Consider the following 4,022-nt stretch of genomic DNA (forward strand, 5'->3'; position numbering starts at 1 on the left):
AGAATTATGCTGCGAGCAAGGCTCTGCCACTGCGCATCCCCAGAACTATTTGGTCGGGAACTAACTTGCGAGAGTTGGATCATCTAAAGGTCCCTGGGAATTGGGTGCTGAAACCAAACCACAGCAGTGGACAGGTCGTCTTAGGGAAGAACCGGATTTTGCATTCTGAGGCGTTAATAAAAGAAACAAAAGGGTGGCTCAGAAATTTCAACTACGATGTACTGGGCGAATGGGCCTATGGAGCAGCCAGGGTCGAGTTTTTGCTTGAAGAAATGATCGGCGACGGAGATTCGCCTCTCAAGGACTACAAGTTCTATGTCTTTGAAGGTGAAGTCCGTCTTGTTCATGTGGATATAAGTCGTTTCGGAAAACCAAGTCGTCGGATGTACACGCCGGACTGGACTCCGCTGCCTTACCACAACTCCGTGCCGCTGGGTCCCGTAGAAGATAAACCGTCGGACCTAGACAAAATGATCCAGATAGCTGGCAAACTTGGATCCGACTACGACTTCATACGCGTCGATCTGTACCGATACAACGGTGAAATTTGGTTCGGCGAGTTGACCCCTTATCCGGCTGGCGGTGCAAAGCCCTACCGACCGAAGGACCTCGACGCGACCCTCGGGAAGTACTGGACGCTACCGGCAGTATCTGATGTCTCGTCAAATATGCCTGCTCGAGCGAGTTTCTAACCTCACCTCGACACCAGGTAGTTGACAGGGAAGGCCTTCTTCCCGAGAGTCCTCGCATACCAAACCGACTAGGACGTTATTTTATGTTTCTGTGGAACGGTTTACAATCCGCACGCTCGCGACCAGAAGTGATCCCTCCCCGCCCTAGCGAATATCGACAACAGCTAGGACATTTAGCTCGTCAGTCGATTTTTGCCGTGTTGTGGATTTCTATTTGTACCTACATGATTGGCTACAACCATTCGAACTGGACTTCGGTCGTCCTGTCCTATGTCATTTCCGGAATGTTTGGTGCCTATGTTTTTTCCGTCATTGCCGGAAGTAAATGGATAGCAGCAAGAGTGGTTCCGCTGGTGCTCTGCTTTGTGGCTCTCAGCCTACTGAGTTACATTTTATTGGGTACCGGTCATCTTCCGGCGCTGCCTCGATACCTTGTATCCTTGCTTTCTCTTGGCATCTTCGTGCTCGTGAAGACTAACGGAATGCGGTCGGTGTTGTCTCTCGGTTCTGCTACTGTTGTAGTCTACGCTGTGCTTACCGCCACTTTTGAAAGCCCAATTGATTATTCCGGTGCGTTGCGGTTGAGTCCCTTCTTTGCAGGGGAAACAGCGGTACATAGTTCGTCTATAGCCATGGTCGCTTTCGCCATAATCCTTTGGCACTCGCCCTGGGCACTTCATGTTCGCACTATTTGGTTTACTGCAGCCTGCATTCTAGTTGTCGGATATGGTGTGATGACATCGGTAGTGATGCTGATGATCTTTATCATTGCTAGTTTTACAACTGGATCCCGGCTCAAGGTTCGCTGGATATTCCTAGTCGGCGCCTTGGCCGTTGCTGGCGCCGCTTGGTGGAGAAATGCGACTGCCGTAGAAGGTGGGGATGTAAGCAATCTTGGGTTTGAGTCGTTAGGATCTGGTCGATTAGGGGCGTGGCTGGAGCGTGCTGAAATCTTCGCCTCAAGTGGACCGCTCTTTCAGCTGATTGGCGGGGGGCCCTACTCCGATTACCGCACGACCACAATGTGGTGGTGGGAGGAAAAGGTTGCGCATTCAGATGTTGTCACTATGGTCATGGAGTTCGGTTTATTAGGGGCTGGCGTTTCTATCGCCTACTTCGCTTTTGTTTATAAGATTCTTTCACAGCAAGCGAAGCCTGTACTAATTGCGGTCTTCTCTGGGATGCTCATAAGCAACGCGTTTTTGGATCGCCCAACCGTTTCCCTCGTCTGGGGGGTGGCCATCTTCATGGCGCACAACATTGTGGATCCGTATCGGGGTACGGAAAACACCGGTCACGGGGGCCAACTATTGCCGCTCACTCGTACTTTTTGCGAAGCGCGCTCTATACGCGCGACTCGCTAGGTCCAGCAAGAAAGGCAGCGTGTATCACTTTGAAATTTCAACTGGCGGGAAACCCGATTGGTCGAAGATCAGCTTTAGGCATGGCCGCGGGACTTAGCCTGCCCGCGGTTATGTCGCTGGCGGAGAACGGCCACAAATCGGCAGAGACTGGAGGCGTTTTAAGAGTATTTGAGGTGACAGCCAGTTCTGCCTCAGGCAGCGCAGTCCAGAGGGTATTGGAAGGCATCGATTCAAGAGGGGCCGAAATTGTCCTTCTCTCGGGGGATCATATTTGGAACGTTACACCCCGCTTGCCCCACAGTATTAGCGGAAAAATCACGATACGAGGCCTGCCAGGCTCCCGCATCTTACTGACGCAAGACGGCGTGCGGGCGTTCGACTTCGCTTGGACAGAGCCGGATCAAACATTCCGCAATATTTCTCTCCATGATCTCGAGATTGATGCTACCGCTCACCGCGGCAGAAACCACATAATTCTTGGAAATTATATTGAGGGACAGTTTGTCGGGCGAATGAACTTCGAGGATATTCGCATTGAACGCATACATAGCTATGGGTCTGTAACCGACCCGACTACGTCGAACCATCCCACGCATATACACATGACCCCTCAGCATGGGCGCAGCGCCGAGTCTGAGAACACGATTAAGCGCATTTATATTGCTGACCTCGTCCTAGAGGGGGGGAATACTGGAATTTTGATCGGAGGCAATGGACCCAATGAAGGGATTGAGGTGTACTGCGATGACATAGTCCTCGAGCGTTGTACCTTCACTGGCTCTGAGGTACCTGGCCGATTCTATACAACTTCTGGCTTTCACGTGGGCGGTAAGGGTCACTGTGGTCGCGTTGTACTCCGGGATCTCGTCTCAGTTAATTCTGGTGACAATGGATTCGAAGTAAATGCGCCTCGTGATGCGTTGCTGGATAATTGCTTAAGCATTGACGCGGCAAACGTTGGTTTCTATTCGCGGAACTTTCATCCGCTAGTGGACCCCGGTCATTCTAGGATAGAGTGGAGACGCTGTCGTGCATGGATACGGGATCTCAAACCGTCAGTAGAAAATGACATGAGGGGGCGCGGGTTTATGGTAGGAGGAGATAACCCCTTTGGTCGCCTGTTGTACTCAGCTGGTTGTGAGCACCAAGTAGACTCGCCGGGTGATCTATCCGAAATTTCCTCCCTACGCGTTCGGGATATCGAAGTACAAAGTGTCATATTTGAAAATTTTGTATCTCGAATCAAAAACATAGATCTGACTCCTACCTCTGCAATATATCCGTCTGCAATAAACATTCATCCGCTAGGTCAATGCGTTACCCGCGGAAGCTTTCACGTTGACGCCACTGGACAGGTCGCATCTGACGGTGAGGTTTTTACATCCTTTCGGTGTATGACATTGGGCGGAACGAATAACGAAGTCGATATCTATGGCATTGCCGATGTTTCCATAACTGGCATAGGAATGAGTCGACTTTCTGTGTTTAACATCGGTGAAGATGTGGAAACATCGGTCGGCGGTAGGATCCGTGCATCAGTAAGACGTTTGGATGGAGACGATGCTCCGAGAGCAATACGCATATATCAGGGTCTCAACATTCGTCGATCCTTGAGCATTTCCGGCGATTTCTCAGGCATGAATCCCGGCGGGACGGAAATTCACGTTGATGACGACCGCCTGCGCCCTTTTATTAACTTCACCGACGTCGTATGGCGCAACGCTCCGGCGCCTTTAGCTATCGTAGCGAACTCGTGCCCTTTCGTATACACCAACGACTCTATGTATCCTGAACTGGTTTACGTGAGCGAGAAATTTGGTTTCGCAGGATCTATGGATAAGATTGACTATATTCGCCGTGAGGGCGAAGCTTTTGATACCGGTGCCAAGTGTGGTCAGTTCTATCTTCAAAACGGAGACAGCCTCTCACTCTATTTTTCTAGCAGAGGAATCCCGATTTTGCAGAC

The 4,022-nt window shown here is 50.8% G+C and carries 3 protein-coding genes; all 3 read left to right on the forward strand.

All coding sequences use genetic code 11. From position 1 onward, the window contains the following. A partial coding sequence (locus AC5RWT_RS35140; RefSeq protein WP_494084263.1) for an ATP-grasp fold amidoligase family protein occupies positions 1-692 on the forward strand: 692 nt, incomplete at its 5' end. An 83-nt stretch (positions 693-775) separates the two neighbouring features. Continuing rightward, complete coding sequence (locus AC5RWT_RS35145; protein WP_494084264.1) at positions 776-2,056, forward strand: hypothetical protein; 1,281 nt, start codon at positions 776-778, stop codon at positions 2,054-2,056. A gap of 1,394 nt (positions 2,057-3,450) precedes the next feature. After that, a partial coding sequence (locus AC5RWT_RS35150) for a hypothetical protein (RefSeq protein ID WP_494084265.1) occupies positions 3,451-4,022 on the forward strand: 572 nt, incomplete at its 3' end.

Source organism: Arthrobacter sp. Dra40, assembly GCF_059091905.1.

Coding starts and splice junctions, on each gene's coding strand:
- AC5RWT_RS35145 (WP_494084264.1), top strand. CDS start 776: ATGTTTCTGTGGAACGGTTTACAATCCGCACGCTCGCGACCAGAAGTG.